The sequence below is a fragment of the Paenibacillus haidiansis genome, assembly GCF_036553665.1.
Lineage (GTDB): Bacteria > Bacillota > Bacilli > Paenibacillales > Paenibacillaceae > Fontibacillus > Fontibacillus haidiansis.
Window position 1 is genome coordinate 41,381 of sequence record NZ_JAZHPZ010000007.1, and the last position, 16,983, is coordinate 58,363.

Sequence of the window (16,983 nt, forward strand, 5' to 3'; positions counted from 1 at the left end):
TTTTTCCGCTCAACGAGAAAAAATAGATTGACCCTGACACTAATGTCAGGGTTTATAATGAATTCACGGTAGACAGGATAAGCAGCAAAAAGGCAGGTGAAGCTTTCCATATGAAAATCGGCGAATTATCCAAGTCCACCGGCGCCAGTATCCGGTCGCTGCGTTATTATGAACAGCAGGGCCTGATTTCGTCCCGGCGGCTCGATAACGGGTACCGGGATTATTACAGCTTAACGGTGGAGCAGGTCAAAACGATTCAGTTCTATTTGCAATTGGGACTCACGACCGAGCAAATTTCCGGTTTCCTGAATTGTGTCATGACGAGCAAAGAAGCTTTTTGTGAACAGATTATGCCGATCTACCGCAGTAAGCTGAAAGAAATCGACGAGCAGCTTGCCTTGCTGACCTCGATCAAATCCAATTTGGAAGAACGGATCGCCTTCTTGCTGGAAGAAAATCCGAAATTGAAGGAGGATATCAAAGATGAGCATTAAAAGAGTTACAACGCCTGCCGAATTTAGCCAAGAGATGTCTTCTGCCGGAATCACCTTGGTGGATTTCGACGCCCCCTGGTGCCCGCCTTGTAAAGTACTCGGCCCGGTACTGGAACAACTGCATGACGATTACGAAGGAAAAGTCAACCTGCTGAAAGTGAATTGCGATGAAGCGACGGAACTGGCTGCATCATACGGAATTATGTCGCTTCCGACCGTAATCTTTTTCAATAACGGGGAACCTGTGGAGAAACTGATCGGGCTACGGCCGCGGGAGGCTTATGATAGAATTATCGAGAGATACCACTGACACCAAATAAAGCATATAAAGAAGGAGCGCTCGATGGGGGCCTTAACGCTCACCCTTGACCGCTCCTTTTAACGTTATCACGGTTTCAGTATCACTTTGATGCAATCGTCTTGTTTTTCGCTGAAAATTTTGTACCCGTGCTCGCCTTGATCCAGCGGCAGCCGGTGCGTAATAATGTCCGTCGGGTCAAACCGCCCGTCGGCGATTTGCTCGTACAGCTCCGGAATCAGGTGGATAATCGGGGCCTGGCCGGTTTTGACGGTAATATTCCGCTCAAACAGGTCGCCGAACGGGAAGAGATTGTATTTCAACCCGTACACCCCCGTCACCTGAATCGTACCCGCTTTGCGGACGACCTTGGAGGCGATGTTGAACGCACCGAGCGAGCCGCCCTGCAGCATCAGCGCCGTCTCGGCCATTTCCAAGGCCGATTTCTTGGCGTCCATTCCTACACAGTCGATCACGACGTCCGCTCCGCCTAGAGTGATCTCCTTTAAATGTTCCTCAAGCGAGTCCGTTGTCTCAAAATTGAACACCTCGACTCCGTTCGTTCGCTTGGCATGATTCAGCCGGTAATCCAGATGGTCGACGGCGATGACCCGCTTCGCCCCTTTTTGCCAGGCGAATTTCTGCGTCAACAGCCCCACCGGTCCGCAGCCGAGCACGATGACCGTATCCCCCGGCTTGACCCCGCCGTTGATCACGCTCCAGTATGCCGTCGGCACAATATCGGACAGGAACAACAGCTTCTCGTCCTCCAATTCCGCATGCTCGGGGACGACGAAAGGCACGAAGTTGCCGTAGGGAACCCTTAGCAGCTCCGCCTGCCCGCCGGCATAATCGCCGTAACGGGAGGAATACCCGAGATACCCGCCGGTATCCCGGCTCTCATTGGCATGATCGCACTGGCTTTCCAGCTGGTGCTTGCAGAAATAGCATTCCCCGCAAGCGACGGTAAACGGGATGATGACGCGGTCTCCCTTTTTCACCCGGGTCACGTCCGGTCCCGTCTCTTCCACGATGCCCATCGGTTCATGGCCGATGACATAATCATCGTACATCCCGAGAATCTCTCCATTATAAATATGCAGATCGGAACCGCAGATCGCGGTCGAGGTAATGCGGACCACAATATCGTCTTTCTTCTCCAACCTGGCGTCGGGCACTTCTTTGACGCGAACGCTCTTTTTGCCTTGATAGGTGACTGCCTTCATGCTTCCGCTCCTTTCTTCGCTCATGTTCATTCTGCACAAGCTAACGGTGAATTATTAACCATTACCCCGAGCCAATTCCCATAAACGAGAAAGAAAGCAGCAAAGAAAAAAGACATTCCTGCGCAAAATTGCGGCAAGAATGCCCTTTCAAGAAATTCCAAATCCGTCGTTACTCGTAAACCGGCATCCCCCGGACCTGTTTGGCCAGTTCGATAAAGGGCCCGTCGGCAAGATTGTTGAAGGCAAGATGGGTAGCCCGCAAACTTAGCAGTTTGTCCCCGGGAACGAGGTCGAGCTGCTTCCAGGTCTCCAGCGGTAACCGAATGTAGCGGTCCCTGCTCAAATACGTCCAGCAAAATATCCGTTCCTTAAAACTGATGGTCTGTCCCTCCGGAATGGAGAAGTTAAGCAGTTCGGGGAGGCTTGCGAACACCTTCGCCAGCGGGGAGTTATCGATCAGTTCCTTACATACCACGCTAAAGCCTTTGGCGGTGTTGCGGCCTGACATGAGTATGACATTCGAATCGGTATGAATATCGTATTCCTGCAGGGCTTGATCCGGCAGGTAAAAGGATCCGTCGGGAAGTATTTTGCTCCAGGCATAAAAATACTTCCCGTTTTTGGCGGTTACTGCCATTGCTATATCATCCCCCGAGAATTATTGATCACCAATTTACTAGGTTAATCATCTCGCAAGGACCGGAAATGGGGATATGATTTTCGTCACCATTTTGCAGCAAATGGAAATAATTACGTATTCATTTCTTCTACTTTTTCCGATAGAAATATCTGGTAAATCCGGACGACAATAATTTTCAGCGTCATATAGACCGGGATCGCCAGAATCATGCCAAGGATACCGCCAAAGTCGCCGGCAATCAACAACAGAACGATCGTGGTCAGCGGATGGATGTTGATCGTCTTTCCGTAAATGTAAGGAGAGACCAGATTCCCCTCCACCTGCTGGGCGATGACCACAATAATGATCACCCAGATCACCATCGTCGGCGAGACGGTGAATGCGACGATGACGCAAGGAATCGCCCCCAGCAGCGAGCCGAAATAAGGGATGAAATTGAACAGCGCCCCGACGACGGCCAGAAGCAGCGCATACGGCAGCCCGACGAGCCAGAATCCGACAAAACACATCACCGCCAGGACAAAGGCGCTGATCATTCTGCCGGCGATGAACCCTTTCAGCATTGTGTCGACATCGTGGATGACCTGTTCCCCTTCATGCCGGTAGCGCTTCGGAACCATTCGCGTCAGCGCAGGCGTCACCCGGTGATCTTCTTTCAGCATGTAATAGAGCATAATCGGTACGGTACCGACCACGATGAAGAAATCGTTCAGGAAATTAAAAACATGCGATATATATACGCTGGCCCGTTCAACGGCTTCATTGATGTACTCGGTGATCTTGTCCATAAGCCGGGTATTCTCATTGTCAAACATCGAGAAATAGCTGTTGTTACGAATTTCATCCATTTGGCTCTGCAATCCGTCGATAAGCTTCGGCACATTGTTGATGAACTCGGTAATCTGCTTCTGCAGCGGCGGCCACACGACCATCAGGAAAATGGTGACGACTCCGGCAAACAGCAAATAAATCAGCAGAATCGAGAGCACCCGGTTCATTTTTTTGCCTTCCAGAAATTGAACGACCGGGCGCAGCAAATAATACAGAAACCCCGATATCGTCAACGGAACGATCAGAATTTGAACCAGCGTCACCACCGGATTAAAAATAAAATGAACCTTGTGAATCAAATAAATGATGGTGAGGACCATAATAACACCAAGGCACCTTCTGTAAAAAGGCTTGTCCATCAACTGCGCATCCCCCCTTTTCGGCTCGGTTAGACCCTTGTTCCTATGCTTGCCGGCACCCTCTACTCTTCAAGCGTGTCCCACGCCGCGTCCAGCAAAGCATCGAAGAAATCGTCGTCCTGTTCGACCCGTTCGTCAACACTGAGAAACTCGGCTTCAATTCCCGACTCGCTGGCATAATTCAAGCTGTAGTCCCATTCCTGGCCTTTTTTGCTGTAAAACGTAATTTCGTAGGCGGCTTTGTGTCCTTCCACCTCAAAGACCGTTCTGCCGAGCAGCGCGCCTTCCTCGTCTTTACGCATGCTCGCTTCCAAAATATTCGGTTTCATTGCTTCACTTAAGCTCCTTTTCGCAAAATTTCTTTAAACTCATTTTAACTGTCGGCAGGTTTCAACTATAACGGGTTTCAACTATAATTGGAGTGTTGAGCTTATAATTGAAAAAGCTTAAAGTTGAACTTATTGCATTTATCGTACCATGTTTTACGTCAATAGCAAGATCATGTATGAGGTGAACCTACATTGTCCAAAATGTCCAAACTGCGCAGTATTACGCATCCGCTCACTCCGGCCAAAGTGCTCAGCTTCGGCTTTGCTTTGATTATAATCATCGGGACCTTCCTGCTGTCGCTGGCCCCCGCCTCTGCTGACGGGAAACCGCTCAGACTGATCGACGCCTTCTTCACGGCTACCTCGGCCACCTGCGTAACCGGGCTGGCGGTGGTCGATACGGGAACGCATTTCTCCCTGTTCGGCGAAATCGTAATTATGGCACTAACCCAAACCGGAGGGCTCGGCTTCATGACGATCGGCACGCTGATCGCCTTGGCTTTCAACCGGCGCATCTCGCTCCGGGACCGGCTCGTGTTGCAGGAAGCGATGAACTATAACTCTATGGAAGGCTTACTGACGCTGATTCGCCGGGTGATCATGTATGCGGCAGTAATCGAAGGAACCGGCGCCCTGCTGCTGGCCGCAAGATGGTCGTTGGACATGCCTTGGTATCAAGCACTGTATTTCGGTATATTCCACAGCATCTCGATCTTTAACAACGGCGGTTTCGACCTGTTCGGGCCGGTGCACGGCCCGTTCAGCGGGCTCGGGGAATATGCGGACGATCCGTTCGTCAATGTCGTCGTCATGATCCTCATCGTGCTGGGCGGGATCGGATTTATCGTCATTTCCGATTTGCTTCACTACCCGCGAACGCGGAAGCTCTCCCTGCATTCAAAGGTGGTCCTGAGCATGTCCGCGATCCTGATCTTCGCCGGAGCGTTGTTGATGCTGGTCCTGGAGGCCAACAATCCCGCGACCCTGAAGCCGATGAACTGGGGCGATCGGATCATGAGCTCGTTCTTTCATTCGATCAGCTCAAGATCCGGCGGCGTCAGCACGCTAAGCATGGCCGACACGGAGCATTCCACGCAGTTTCTGCTCATTCTGCTCATGTTCATCGGAGCCGCGCCCGGCTCTACCGGCGGCGGGATCAAGGTCACCGTGTTCGCGATCCTGCTCGGAGCCATGTATTCCATGATCCGCGGCCGCGAAGACATCGTCTTCTTCCGCAGACGCCTGTCCAAAGGCTCGATCATGCGGGCGATCACGCAAACCTGGCTGGCGCTGTTCCTCGTCATCTTCGTCGCCATGGTGCTGTCGGCGCTTGAGGACCGGGAATTTCTGCCCCTGCTGTTCGAGACGACATCGGCGTTCGCCACGGCCGGACTCAGCCTCGACCTGACTCCCCGGCTGACCGATGTCAGCAAAGTCGTACTTTGCGTCGTCATGTTCCTCGGCCGGGTAGGTCCGGTCACCTTGGCTTACGCAATTGCGCCGAAAGCGGAAAAAGAGCTGTACAAATACCCCGAAGGAAAAATAACCATTGGTTAATTGGATAGAATAACTAATTCGTAGTATGATATATCAATAACCATTTTTTAGACTACGGAGGAACCGACATGACAGATTTTCAAACCAAATTGCAAAAATATGCCGAATTGGCGGTTAAAGTAGGCGTCAACGTACAGCCCGGCCAAAATTTGATCGTGAATGCCACGGTGGATTCGGCGGAGCTTGTCCGCCTGATCGTGAAGCAAGCCTATGAAGCGGGAGCCAGATTCGTCAAAGTCAACTGGAGCGACGACACCGTCACCCGGCTCCGCTATGAGCTGGCCGCGGATGAATCGTTTCTGGACGATCCGAAATGGTATGCGGGAGAAATGCTGGAATATGTGGAGAACGGCGCGGCCGTGCTGCATGTCATCTCCTCCGACCCCGACTTGCTAACGGGCGTAAATCCGGAGCGGATCACCAACCATCAGAAAGCCTACGGCAAAGCGATGAGCAAATACCGCGAGCTGCAAATGGCCGACAAGTTCAGTTGGTCGATCGTCGCCGTTCCGTCGAAGACCTGGGCCGCCAAAGTATTCCCGGACCTGCCGGAATCCGAGCAAGTGAACGCCCTTTGGGAGGCGATCTTCCGGACCGTACGGATCGACCAGCCGGACCCGATCGGCGCTTGGCGGACGCATATCGCCAATCTGACCGAGAAATCCGAATACCTGAACGCCAAGAAATACAAGAAGCTCCACTATCTCGCTCCGGGAACGGATTTGACCATCGAGTTGCCCGAAGGGCATATTTGGGTCGCCGCGGAAAGCATCAATGCGCAAGGAAAGACCTTCCTCGCCAACCTGCCGACGGAAGAAGTCTTCACCGCACCGCTGAAGACCGGCGTCAACGGCACGGTTTCCAGCACCAAGCCGCTCAGCTATAACGGTAACATTATCGACCGGTTCCAGCTCAAATTCGAGAACGGACGGATCGTGGACTTCTCGGCGGAGGTCGGAGAATCCACCCTCAAACAGCTCGTCGAACTGGATGAAGGATCGCATTATCTCGGCGAAGTCGCACTGGTACCGCACGGTTCGCCCATCTCGCAATCGGGAATTCTGTTCTACAATACGCTGTTCGACGAGAATGCCTCCAACCATTTGGCGATCGGCAACGCTTATGCCTTCAACCTGGAAGGCGGCAAATCGATGACCCGCAAGCAATTGAACGAGCATGGCCTGAACGCCAGCTTCGCGCACGAAGACTTTATGGTCGGCTCGGCGGAAATGGACATCTTCGGGGTAACCGCCGACGGCAAGGAAGAACAAATCTTTGCCAAGGGTAATTGGGCATTTTAAGCAACTGTGACTCTATCGAAAGAGGCCGCCGTGATGACACGGCGGCCTCTTCGTGCTTCACCCTACTTCCCTTTCGGGTAAACCTTATGTAGACGAAAGTCGAAGCCAGCCTTAACTCAGAAGGAGGATAAACCATGAGCCATCTGACACAGACGCAGCTGCAGCACTTGAAAGAGCTGCTTCGGCAGGAGAAGCGGGAACTCGAGGCCCACTTTGATGCCGGAGCGCCCGGCGGCGATGAGGAATCCCTCCGGAACACGACCGGCGAATTATCCCTTTACGACAATCATCCGGCCGATGTCGGAACGGAGGTATTTGAACGGGAGCGCGATATGGCGGTTGACGATAATCTCGGACAACGCCTGGACGAAATAAACGAGGCTCTGGAGCGCCTCGCCAACGGCGACGACTATGGCCGATGCGCCGTTTGCGGCGCGGAAATTCCGTTCGAACGCCTGAAGGCGGTACCTTATACCGCTTTCTGCGTGGAGCATACCCCTGAACGGGACGCAGCGGACTACCGTCCCGTCGAGGAACAAGTTATCACTCCCCCGCCGAAGGGCTCCGGAGAACGCCGCCAGCGGGACGCGGGCCGATTCGACGATGCGAATGCCTGGCGAACCGTCGAAGGGTACGGTAACTCCGATTCGCCCGCGACGGCATCCAAGCGAAACGCCAAGAATTACGATTCGCTCGCGCCCGGCGAAGATTAATGTGATGGCGGAGCGAATGTCTCGGTGCACCGGAGGTTTCCTCCCGTATGGGGAATCCCTCCGGTTTTTTTATGGAAAAACGTTCCTTTACGGCCATGGATATAGTAAAATCGGGGTATTGGTTTTTTATAGAAGCTTTACTTAGAAGCGCCTTAACGGCTAGAGAGGGGAGTACCATGCCGGAACGCTTGGAGTGGCTGCTCGGAGCCGATTATCATCACCTGCCGGACCATATCCAGGAAGAAGTCTACTACGCCTTTTACGATTTCGTATATGGAACCATTTTTTATCTGGTTAAAGATCATCAGGCTGCCGAGGATATTATTCAGGAGGCTTTTATTAAAGTTGTGACCAAGAAGCCCCGGTTCGAAAACGAACAGGTCATGAAATCGTGGTTGAAAACGGTTGCCCGGAACACGACGATCAATTATTTCCGAAAAAATAAAAAATTTCGTAACCATCTGGACTTAGAGCGTGTTTTTATGGATATAGATTCTAATGCCGCTTATACCCCATCCGTCGAACAGACGGTGGAAACGAAGTTAATGGAAGAAGCGATAACCGCCCATCTCAGCAGATTGAAGCCCGAATACCGGCAATTGATCGAAATGCGCTGGAAATTGGGGCTTAGCTATAAAGAAATCGGCGAGCGGATGAACCTCTGCGAGAATATTGTCAGGCAGCGGCTTTTCAGAACCCGGGAAGGAATCAAAAAAATGCTGTTCAGAGAGTGGGGTGGCGAATATCAAGCAAGAGAAAAAGGGGTTGCCAAAGTATCCCGAAGAGTATGAATCGCTGTTCGAAGACGCCTTCCGCAAAGCCGCCAACTCCCTCCCCGCTTATTCGCAAGAGAAGCGCCGCCAGTCCTGGGAGAAAGTGAAACATCGGGTCAACCGGCAAAGCAAACGGCTCAGACTGCGCCGCCAAGCGCAGACTTTCGGCCTTGTCGCGGCATCCATGATTCTGGGAGCCGCCTTGTTCAGCCCGCCGGTCGTCACCAAAGCGATCTCCCCCATTTACCAGGAACTCAAAAACCTGGGCAGCGGGGTAACGCAACTCGTGTTCGGTTACGGGCGGCAGCAACAGAATTCCGCCGGGGCCAAGACACCGCCGCCTCCGGACGGGCTGACCGAAGATGAACTCAGGGAAGTTAAGAAAACCGTACACCTGGTCGATGCGGGAACCTATAATTATGTGGAGATGAATATAGATGAGGCCAGGGAACGGTTGGCCTTTTCCCTCCCCCGTATCACCTATATACCGGAACGTTTCACCCTACAGTCCCTTAATGTCGTCATTCCCGAGGGTACTCCCGAGGACCCCAATACATTCGGGAAAAGCGCCCACTTGGTTTATAAGACAGCGGACGACCATATGTTAAGGCTCATTTTTGATCTGCTGATGAACAATGAGTTGCTCAGTACGACGGAGCGGGAAGCCACGAAGGAGGTCGAGCTCGACAACGGAAACATTGCGTTTATTACTACGGGCGACCTCACCAAAATCAATATGATGATCGGGAATGTCTATTTCAACGCCTTCGGCGATGTCAGCGAGGAAGAAATGCTGGCTATCGCCAACGGCTTGAATTAAACGAACCCAAATTTAAGCGGGCAGTCTCTTAGAGACTGCCCGCTTGGTTCTTCATGTATGTTAGGCGCCGGCTTCCTCAAGCGGAAGCAGCTGCTGTTTCAGCATTTTGACGCGTGAAATTCTCTTGTTGTCGGTCTCTTCCACCACAAAACAGTAACCCGCGTAGTCCACGGTTTGGCCGATTTGCGGAGGCAGAATCTCTATTCTGGAATAAAGCCAGCCGCCGATCGTATCATAATCTTCCGAATCCAGATCAAGTCCGAAGCGGTCGTTGACGGATTCGATCAGCATTAAGCCGTCGATGGAATGACTGTTTTCGTCCAATTGTTCGATGCCCGGCCGCTCCTCATCAAATTCGTCCTGAATTTCCCCGACGATTTGTTCGACGATGTCCTCCAGCGTTACCATGCCGGATGTTCCGCCATATTCGTCGATCAGAATGGCGATCTGCGTTCTGCCGCGCTGCATCCGCTTCATCAGATCGCTGATCTGAATCGATTCCGGCACGGCCATGATCGGTCTCAGCAAATCGCGGTAATCTTGCGTGTTGGAACGGATCAAATCTTTAATGTGGATAAATCCGATAATATGGTCTTTATCATGATTGCATACGGGATAACGGGTTCGCGTTCCTTCCAGCGCAATCGTCAGATTGTCGTCGAGCGAGTTCTGAGTATAAAGGCAAATCATTTCAGTGCGGGGGATCATAATTTCCCGCGCCGTCGTATCGGCGAATTCAAAAATATTGTCGACCAGCGACATCTCCGTGCTGTCGATCAATCCGCTCTCGGAGCTCTCCTTCATCATTACCCGGATTTCTTCCTCGGTATGCAAGGAGTCCTGCCCGGAGACCGGGGCGATGCCGAACAATCTCAATAATCCGGAAGACAGACGGCTCAGCAGCCATACAAGCGGATACATCATTTTGTAAAATACCCGCATCGGGCGGGCCGTAAGTAAGGTAACCTGTTCCGCCTTGCGTACGGCGATTGATTTGGGGGCGAGTTCCCCCAGCACGATATGCAGGACGGCAATCAATAAGAAGGATACAAATAATGAAACGATATGAACGGGCCTTTCGCCAAAGCCCACGAGCTCGAATAACGGGCTGAGCATCCGGGCTACGACCGGTTCGCCGAGCCAGCCGAGGCCGAGGGAACAAAGCGTAATGCCTACCTGGCAGGCGGATAAGTAACCGTCAAGATGGTTCAATAAGCTTTTGACAATGACGGCGTTTTTTCGTCCTTCTTCGGCCAGAGTGTCGATCCGGCCGCTTCTGATTTTTACGATGGCAAATTCGGCGGATACAAAGAATCCATTCAACAAAACCAGTAAAACCATCAGTCCCAATGAAAAAAGACTCGGTAAAGGGTCAGTCAATACGTTTCCTATTCCCGCTTATCCCTGCGGCGAATAGGTGCACCTCCTTCGCGGTTTAAAATGATATGCATAGCAGGTTTCGTATATCGTCAATTTCCCAATGGAATCCTCTCCCTTAACTGTTTGAAAAATTATGAATTACTTTAATTATATAATTATACACTACACAGTCAAACCCTGGTGTATGACTACGGAAGCGGGCCTGCCGGGCCTTTTTTTTAATGATTTTCACAAAAAGGGCCTCCTTATCGGAGGCCCTGGGCGCTGCTTATCCTCGGGTCGTCGGCGGATTGCCGATCGTTCCCGGGTATTGGTATACGAGAGGCTGATCGAACGTGGCGAAATCCAGATTCACCATCAGAAGGATCGTCCGGACGCCCGTCTTCGGATCGCTGATAATGATATGATCCCGGCCGGCGGCTTCGAGCACCCCTCTAAAGATTTTCGCGTTCCATTCGGAGTTGTTCTCGTAGGTCATGTAAAAAGTTCCGACCTTGCCCAGATTCAAACGCAGAATGTTCTCGATGAACGATTGCTCGTTGGCCGGGAATGGCGTAGGCACGACCGTGCCGGCAGAAGTCATCGGAGCCCCGCTCGGAACCTGCGGCGGCTGTTGGCCGGTCGCTGCGGTTCCCATCGGGTAAGCTGAGCCGGGTACGGCATTCATGCTGTAGCCTACCGGCCGATAAAATTGATTAAACATTGAATAAGTCCTCCTTAATGTGAAAATACCTTTGTAAACCCATGTTTAAATGAGGCAAGGAACGGATAGGTACTGTTGCCTTCAAAAAACTGCCGGGCAATTCTCGAAGGTCGGGGCGAAGAAGCAATGCGCCTTGAAACGTCCGGTATTTTGCTGATCGTACCAGGTTCCCGGGCAAGCACCCGCCGGTCTGAAGAACCAGAGCGCATTCGAGGCGGGCCAAACCTTCTCCCCGTTGATAACTCTTTGGGCAAGCCGGATATCGCGCTCACGGGCTCTTTGATAGAAGTATCCCTTCTGCGTGGCCTCGAAGCCGCCCGGTGACTGGAATACCATATCATTCATGTTGCGTATGTTCTGGAAATCGAGACATCCCCCAAGGATCCGGTTGACGCCGACATTGCCGACCATCAGCATGCCCTGCTCGCCTTCCCCTTCGGCTTCCGCCCGCATCAGCCTTGCCAGTGTTTTAACATCCTCGGAATTTGCTTTAATGACAGCCAAATCATTTCCCCCTTTCCTCTCGTCTCGACGCTATAGTCTATGTGCGTATGCCTATCTTGGTGTATTCGCCCAAACAAAAATACAAACTGTCAAGCTGTAAATCCGATTCAATCTATGTATACGGTTTCAATTTTGAATATTTCGTGTCCATTTCTATGGACGCGCTTACACGAATAGCATATACTGTAAAGAGAAACAAGGCTATCCGTGAAAAAGGCATAAAGATTTTATGAATTACCTCTAAACCCTATTAGGAGGTTCTCCCATGAAAATCGCTATCATTGGCGGCGGGTTGGCCGGGTTGACAGCCGCCGCGTATCTTTCCGACAGCCAGGACACCTCAGGCACGGTGTTCGAACGCAGCCCGCAGCTTGGCGGACGTGCTTTCACTTACGAGAAATCCGGCTTCACCCTCAATTACGGTGCTCACGCCGTATATGGAATCGACAGGCACACGCTGCAGCAGATGGAACAGGAACTGGGGCTTCTGTTCCAAAGCAAACAGGTGGATAAGCGTAAGGTCATGTATGCCAAGCATGGCCATTTAACCCCCGCCCCGCTGGATTTCATCAATATCATGAAGACCGATGTGCTCACGGCGATGGAGAAGGTAAGATTTGTGGCCGAGATTGCCGCCGTCATCGGCAACCTTCATCAATTGAAGCGTTACCGGACCCTTGGCGAATATTTGGATCAATCCGGCGCATCGGCGGATGTAAAGGAGCTTTGGGCGCACCTGGTTTGTTCCAACTTCTTCATCACCCCCGAAGACGCGCGGAAGGTTTCGGGCGAGGTCATCGCCGATTATTACCATAATTTGTTCCTGTCCCAGAAGCCGGTCAATTACATTCTCGGGAGCTGGGCGACCATTACGGATCAGCTTGTCGGTAAAATCAACGGAAACAAACAATGGGACATCGCGGTCAAGGAAGCGGTGGAATCGATCGCGATGGAGAACGGAAAATTCATCCTGCGCACCAAAACGCGCGAGGCCGTGGAATTCGACCGGGTGATCCTGGCGATGCCGGTACAGCAGGTTTGCAAGCTGCTGGAGTCCTCCCCATGGGCGCAGGCGCTCAATCCGTACAAGGAGAACACTTGCACTGAAGTGCTTGTATACGACGTCGGCTTCTCCAAAGTAGTCGCCCGGCCGTTTCATTATATCAGCGACATGGACAACAAAGTATTTATCAGCGATGTTTCCGCGACCGACCACACGATCGTGCCGGAAGGCGGACAGCTTTTGCAAGGGATCGCTTATCTGAACGACGAATTCGGCGACGAAGAGCAAAAGAAGCAGTATTTGGAGAGCAAGACGCTGCAAATGGAGGCGCTGTTTGACACGTATTACCCGGATTGGCGGGAACATACGGCAGTGAAACGGGTTTCCAAGAAAGCCATGGTATCCAGTGTGAAAAACATTCATACCAACAAGCTGCTCCCTAACAAATTGACGGGACTTCCTTTTCTATTCTGCGGCGACGGCTGCGAAGGAAAGGGCGAGCTTGCGGAACGCGCATTCTCCAGCGGCCGGGCCGCCGCCCGGATGCTGCTCGCGGAGAAAGCCGAGACCAAGGCGCTTGTGCACTAATTCATTCTACTAACGCCAACAAAAAGAGCTGTCCTCTTCAGGGCAGCTCTTCATTATTTTTTATCGGATCCATACTCTAATAATGGCGGTATTCACGCAACCCGGCTTGGTAGGCTTTACTTATCCGTTCAAAGCCGACATAACGGCTTCCTTGGAAAGTAAGCTTCCCTTCATCCCCTTCCGAACACTGACCGTATTCGTACCCGCTCACGGCGAATTCCAGACGGTCCCCGCTTTCCACTTCAAAGGTCAAATAATATTTACTGTCCGAGCGGTTCACAGAGAGATCCGTATCATGCCTGTGAGAAACCTCGGTCCGCTTGCTTACGATCACGCTCGGGACGATCAGCACCGGCTGCCGGCTGTTGGACCAATAACGCTTAATTCCACCCGCCGCCGTCATTGCGATGATGCCGAGAATGACAATGATGAAGATCGGGATAGCCGTATTCATCACTCCGAACATTTCCGTCCAAGCTTGCACGCTTCCCCCTCCTTACCCGGGCACCCGGCCGCCCGCGGCAGCCAGTCTGCCCCACCTTCCCTTCTATGTATATGCCGCCCGGACCGAAACTTGTATTCACCGATCATGAAAAATATGCCACCCTTGTCCTCATTTAACAAAAATAAATAACCTCCGGTTCCTGGGCAGAACCGGAGGTTTATTGATTTGAAACGGGCAATGCGCTATCAGGCATAGTATAATTGCAGCAATTCTTGAGTTTCACCGGCGCCGGCACCCTCGTTTGCTTCGTCGCATAGTCCATGCTCCGCCCAGCATGCTTGGCAAGCTTCTTCGGTCGTACACAGATGCGCATCTTCACAAGTGTAGCAAAATTGGAGGAAGTTACGGGTTACATTGTCTTGGTTGGCTGTTTTCATGACGACTCACTCCTATAAATTAGTATGAATCTCTTGTTTCTTCATTACTTTCTTGCACTTCCTGCTTACAAGTTAAATATATCACAAAGTTTTGAAGACGCACGTGATAATTTTCACATATTAATGAACATTAATTTATGCATAATAAAAAGCGAAAAGACGCGTCTATCAAAGCACGCGCCAACTGACTCCGCCGTCTTGCGTCTGCATGAGCAAGGACCGTTTCTTGTCGCTTTGAGCAACCAGCAGCCACCCTACATTCGGCGAATAGAATTGGATTTTGACCACCTCCGGGTAGTCCGCCATAATTTCCTTTAGCTTCTCGCTTTCCGGAAGCACAGTCCAGGTTCTGCCCTGATCTAAAGTATGGTACAAGGTCGCTTGCTGCAGAGACCAGCCTTCTTTGCTGTTCAGAAACGTCGTTGAAGGATTTTCGGAATCCGCGGATTGCCACGGCAATCCGAACGGAGCAAGGGTCCAAGTACGGCCCCCGTCCGAAGTGAAGTACCCGTTATACTTGACAACGCTTTCCCGGCCGCAACCGAACAGCACCGAGCCCGTACTCCCGCCCCCGTTATGAAAGTCGGGCGCTTCTAAGGAAAATCGCTCGCAAGTCGTAAACTTATCGCGCTCGAAGAACGCGGTGCTTTTCGTCCAGCGGCTGCCGCCGTTTTTGGTGACGTACAAGGACGGAACCCCTGCTTCCATCATCGTGATATATCCGTTCTTCTCGTCGGTAAATACCATCCCGGTCGGTTCGCCGAGCTTCGGCAGCGTGTGGTCGACGGATGAGGTGTCCTTCGGCAGGATCGGCGTGCTCATAATTTTCCTCCAGGTGGCTCCGCCGTTGGTCGTAGTATACACGGCCTTCGCTTCGCTGCTGTCGGGGTCGCCGCCCGTGGTGAGAATCCAGCCGCGATCCTGGTCCAGGAAATAGATCGCCGCCACATCGTCCGCTTCGGGAAGCGAAGCCATCTTCCAGGTGGCTCCCCCGTCACCGGTCCGCAGCACGATAGCCTCGCCGGAGCCCAGCGTATCGCGGACGATCCAGCCGTACTCCGAATTGAGGAAGAATATATCCCTCCCGTATTCCGGTTTATTCGGGAATGTGACCGATGACGCCGGAGAAATGTTGGTCCATGTCTTGCCGCTATCTTGAGTTAAATATAAACGCAATTCACTATTGGTCGATCCCCAAGCCAAGCCTTTGGTCGTGCCGAGCAGCCGGAAATCGGTAAGCCTCGTTTGAATTTGATATTTCTTTCCTTCCTCGGCGGAGGGGGCATTCGACTTCGTATCCTTAACGGTTTCCGGGTTGATGACCGTTAAGGTCTGTCCTTCCTCCGAAAGATCCTCCTCTTGCATGGGAGAATTCATATTGGCGTTCGGGCGCTCGGATGAGCAAGCGGTCAGCAGCAGACAGGCCGCTATGGCGCATCCGGTCAGCTTGTACCACCATCTCATCGGGTCCACCTCTCTTTCCTAATCTCGCAGTCTATGATTCATTATAGCATAGGCGGCATATCGGGCTACAAACGCTCGTCCTTGCCGAAGTTAACGGGGAAATGCTGCTCCGGCTTGTAAACAGCGAACGCATAGCCCTTCTTTTCCAGCCATTCGATGATTTGCGGCAGCGCCTGGACGGTTTGCGCTTTTTCGTGCATCAGAATAACCTCGACATCCCGGTGCACCTGGCGTTTGATCTCCTGCACAATCCGCTCCGGTTTGCCCGGGTAATTCCAATCTTTGGAATCCACGGTCCAATCCCACATTTTAAAGTTATCAGCCGCAATGTCATCGTAGAAATCCGCATCGATTTCCGGCTTGCTGCCGTATGGCGCGCGGATCAGCCAAGGCGTCACACCGGTAATCTTCTCCAAAAGGGATTGCTCCTGCTTAAACTCCTTAAGGAAGGCATCGGAGTTTCCGGTTTTATAAAGTTTCTTCTTATCATGGGACATACTGTGCATACCGACGTAATTGCCGGCGTCCAGCGCCGTTATAATCGCTTGTTCGTTTCCTTTTAGCTGGTTTCCGATCATAAAGAACGTAGCGTGAATACCCTTTTTATTCAAAATATTCACGATCTGTTCCGTGTACTTGCCGGGTCCGTCGTCAAAAGTCAGGTAAATAACCTTCTGCGCCTTGGCCTCCGCCGGCTTTGCAGCAGGGGCGTTTGCCGAATTGTCGAGGGCCGGCTGAGAGGCGGCGGACGGAGCGGTCTTCGGTTCGGCTTCCGTCGTTACAGCCTTGCTCGGGGCGATAAATTGGGGCATATTTACGGAGGCCGAGCCGTAATTCGCGGAGCGGCCGCCAAGAACGGTGTTCGCCGCTAAAGCCGAAATAACCAGCGAAGCGGACGACAATACCAAGGCGGTGATCACCATCCATTTCATTCTTCCGGGGTTCTTCTTATCTATGTCATGCCGTTCAGACCGGGTCTGCGCTTCATCCTCATTGCGTATGTAAGGCATATTGAATCACCATAATTCCTCTCTCTTTGATATTACTAGAATAATATAAAAAGAGAGCCCGCGTCCTTACAATATGGTTACATCACCGGTTACAAAGTTCTCATATAT

Annotated in this window: 19 protein-coding genes; 8 read left to right on the plus strand and 11 right to left on the minus strand. The window is 52.0% G+C overall.

From position 1 onward, the window contains the following. Window positions 1-110: 110 nt before the first annotated feature. Entirely contained in the window at window positions 111-494 is a 384-nt protein-coding gene (locus V3851_RS15220) for a MerR family transcriptional regulator (protein WP_331847411.1), read from the plus strand. Next, window positions 484-804, plus strand: a complete 321-nt coding sequence (gene trxA / locus V3851_RS15225; protein ID WP_331847412.1) for a thioredoxin — start codon at window positions 484-486, stop codon at window positions 802-804. The genes V3851_RS15220 and trxA overlap by 11 nt, the downstream gene beginning before the upstream one ends. Before the next feature lie 77 nt (window positions 805-881). Here trxA and V3851_RS15230 read toward each other — a convergent pair whose 3' ends face one another. The 4 genes from V3851_RS15230 to V3851_RS15245 form a co-directional block, all read right to left on the minus strand. Next, on the minus strand, window positions 882-2,018 hold the full coding sequence (locus V3851_RS15230) for a zinc-dependent alcohol dehydrogenase (protein WP_331847413.1): 1,137 nt from the start codon (window positions 2,016-2,018) through the stop codon (window positions 882-884). A 169-nt stretch (window positions 2,019-2,187) separates the two neighbouring features. Beyond that, window positions 2,188-2,655: a hypothetical protein gene (locus tag V3851_RS15235; protein WP_331847414.1), complete on the minus strand. Its 468-nt coding sequence runs from the start codon at window positions 2,653-2,655 to the stop codon at window positions 2,188-2,190. Window positions 2,656-2,768: 113 nt separating this feature from the next. Further along, window positions 2,769-3,848, minus strand: coding sequence for an AI-2E family transporter (locus V3851_RS15240; RefSeq protein WP_331847415.1), 1,080 nt, complete (start codon window positions 3,846-3,848; stop codon window positions 2,769-2,771). Window positions 3,849-3,910: 62 nt separating this feature from the next. After that, complete coding sequence (locus V3851_RS15245; protein WP_331847416.1) at window positions 3,911-4,177, minus strand: hypothetical protein; 267 nt, start codon at window positions 4,175-4,177, stop codon at window positions 3,911-3,913. Between the two features lie 201 nt (window positions 4,178-4,378). On the opposite strand from V3851_RS15245, the gene V3851_RS15250 reads away from it, so the two are divergent. From V3851_RS15250 to V3851_RS15270, 5 genes are all read left to right on the plus strand, one after another. Further along, complete coding sequence (locus V3851_RS15250; RefSeq protein WP_331847588.1) at window positions 4,379-5,734, plus strand: TrkH family potassium uptake protein; 1,356 nt, start codon at window positions 4,379-4,381, stop codon at window positions 5,732-5,734. Between the two features lie 68 nt (window positions 5,735-5,802). Further along, window positions 5,803-7,035: an aminopeptidase gene (locus tag V3851_RS15255; RefSeq protein WP_331847417.1), complete on the plus strand. Its 1,233-nt coding sequence runs from the start codon at window positions 5,803-5,805 to the stop codon at window positions 7,033-7,035. A gap of 134 nt (window positions 7,036-7,169) precedes the next feature. Continuing rightward, the gene (locus V3851_RS15260; protein WP_331847418.1) at window positions 7,170-7,748 is read left to right on the plus strand and encodes a TraR/DksA C4-type zinc finger protein; all 579 of its coding nucleotides are present in this window, start codon (window positions 7,170-7,172) and stop codon (window positions 7,746-7,748) included. Between the two features lie 176 nt (window positions 7,749-7,924). Beyond that, window positions 7,925-8,539, plus strand: coding sequence for an RNA polymerase sigma factor (locus tag V3851_RS15265; RefSeq protein ID WP_331847419.1), 615 nt, complete (start codon window positions 7,925-7,927; stop codon window positions 8,537-8,539). Next, window positions 8,514-9,341: a DUF4367 domain-containing protein gene (locus V3851_RS15270; RefSeq protein WP_331847420.1), complete on the plus strand. Its 828-nt coding sequence runs from the start codon at window positions 8,514-8,516 to the stop codon at window positions 9,339-9,341. The genes V3851_RS15265 and V3851_RS15270 overlap by 26 nt, the downstream gene beginning before the upstream one ends. A gap of 60 nt (window positions 9,342-9,401) precedes the next feature. On the opposite strand, the gene V3851_RS15275 is transcribed toward V3851_RS15270, so the two are convergent. From V3851_RS15275 to V3851_RS15285, 3 genes are all read right to left on the minus strand, one after another. Continuing rightward, window positions 9,402-10,682 (minus strand): hemolysin family protein, encoded by a 1,281-nt coding sequence (locus tag V3851_RS15275; protein ID WP_331847589.1) that lies wholly within the window; start codon window positions 10,680-10,682, stop codon window positions 9,402-9,404. A gap of 307 nt (window positions 10,683-10,989) precedes the next feature. Next, window positions 10,990-11,424: a spore coat protein GerQ gene (gene gerQ / locus V3851_RS15280; RefSeq protein WP_414859323.1), complete on the minus strand. Its 435-nt coding sequence runs from the start codon at window positions 11,422-11,424 to the stop codon at window positions 10,990-10,992. An 81-nt stretch (window positions 11,425-11,505) separates the two neighbouring features. After that, window positions 11,506-11,928: a cell wall hydrolase gene (locus tag V3851_RS15285; protein WP_331847421.1), complete on the minus strand. Its 423-nt coding sequence runs from the start codon at window positions 11,926-11,928 to the stop codon at window positions 11,506-11,508. Between the two features lie 265 nt (window positions 11,929-12,193). On the opposite strand from V3851_RS15285, the gene V3851_RS15290 reads away from it, so the two are divergent. Then, on the plus strand, window positions 12,194-13,519 hold the full coding sequence (locus V3851_RS15290; protein WP_331847422.1) for a phytoene desaturase family protein: 1,326 nt from the start codon (window positions 12,194-12,196) through the stop codon (window positions 13,517-13,519). Window positions 13,520-13,595: 76 nt separating this feature from the next. Here the strand turns inward: V3851_RS15290 and V3851_RS15295 are convergent, their stop codons facing one another. The 4 genes from V3851_RS15295 to V3851_RS15310 form a co-directional block, all read right to left on the minus strand. Further along, window positions 13,596-14,003, minus strand: coding sequence for a DUF2500 domain-containing protein (locus tag V3851_RS15295; RefSeq protein WP_331847423.1), 408 nt, complete (start codon window positions 14,001-14,003; stop codon window positions 13,596-13,598). Between the two features lie 206 nt (window positions 14,004-14,209). After that, complete coding sequence (locus V3851_RS15300) at window positions 14,210-14,401, minus strand: hypothetical protein (RefSeq protein ID WP_331847424.1); 192 nt, start codon at window positions 14,399-14,401, stop codon at window positions 14,210-14,212. Window positions 14,402-14,569: 168 nt separating this feature from the next. Further along, the gene (locus V3851_RS15305; RefSeq protein ID WP_331847425.1) at window positions 14,570-15,865 is read right to left on the minus strand and encodes a WD40/YVTN/BNR-like repeat-containing protein; all 1,296 of its coding nucleotides are present in this window, start codon (window positions 15,863-15,865) and stop codon (window positions 14,570-14,572) included. A gap of 65 nt (window positions 15,866-15,930) precedes the next feature. Then, on the minus strand, window positions 15,931-16,797 hold the full coding sequence (locus tag V3851_RS15310) for a polysaccharide deacetylase family protein (protein ID WP_331847426.1): 867 nt from the start codon (window positions 16,795-16,797) through the stop codon (window positions 15,931-15,933). Between the last annotated feature and the right edge of the window lie 186 nt (window positions 16,798-16,983).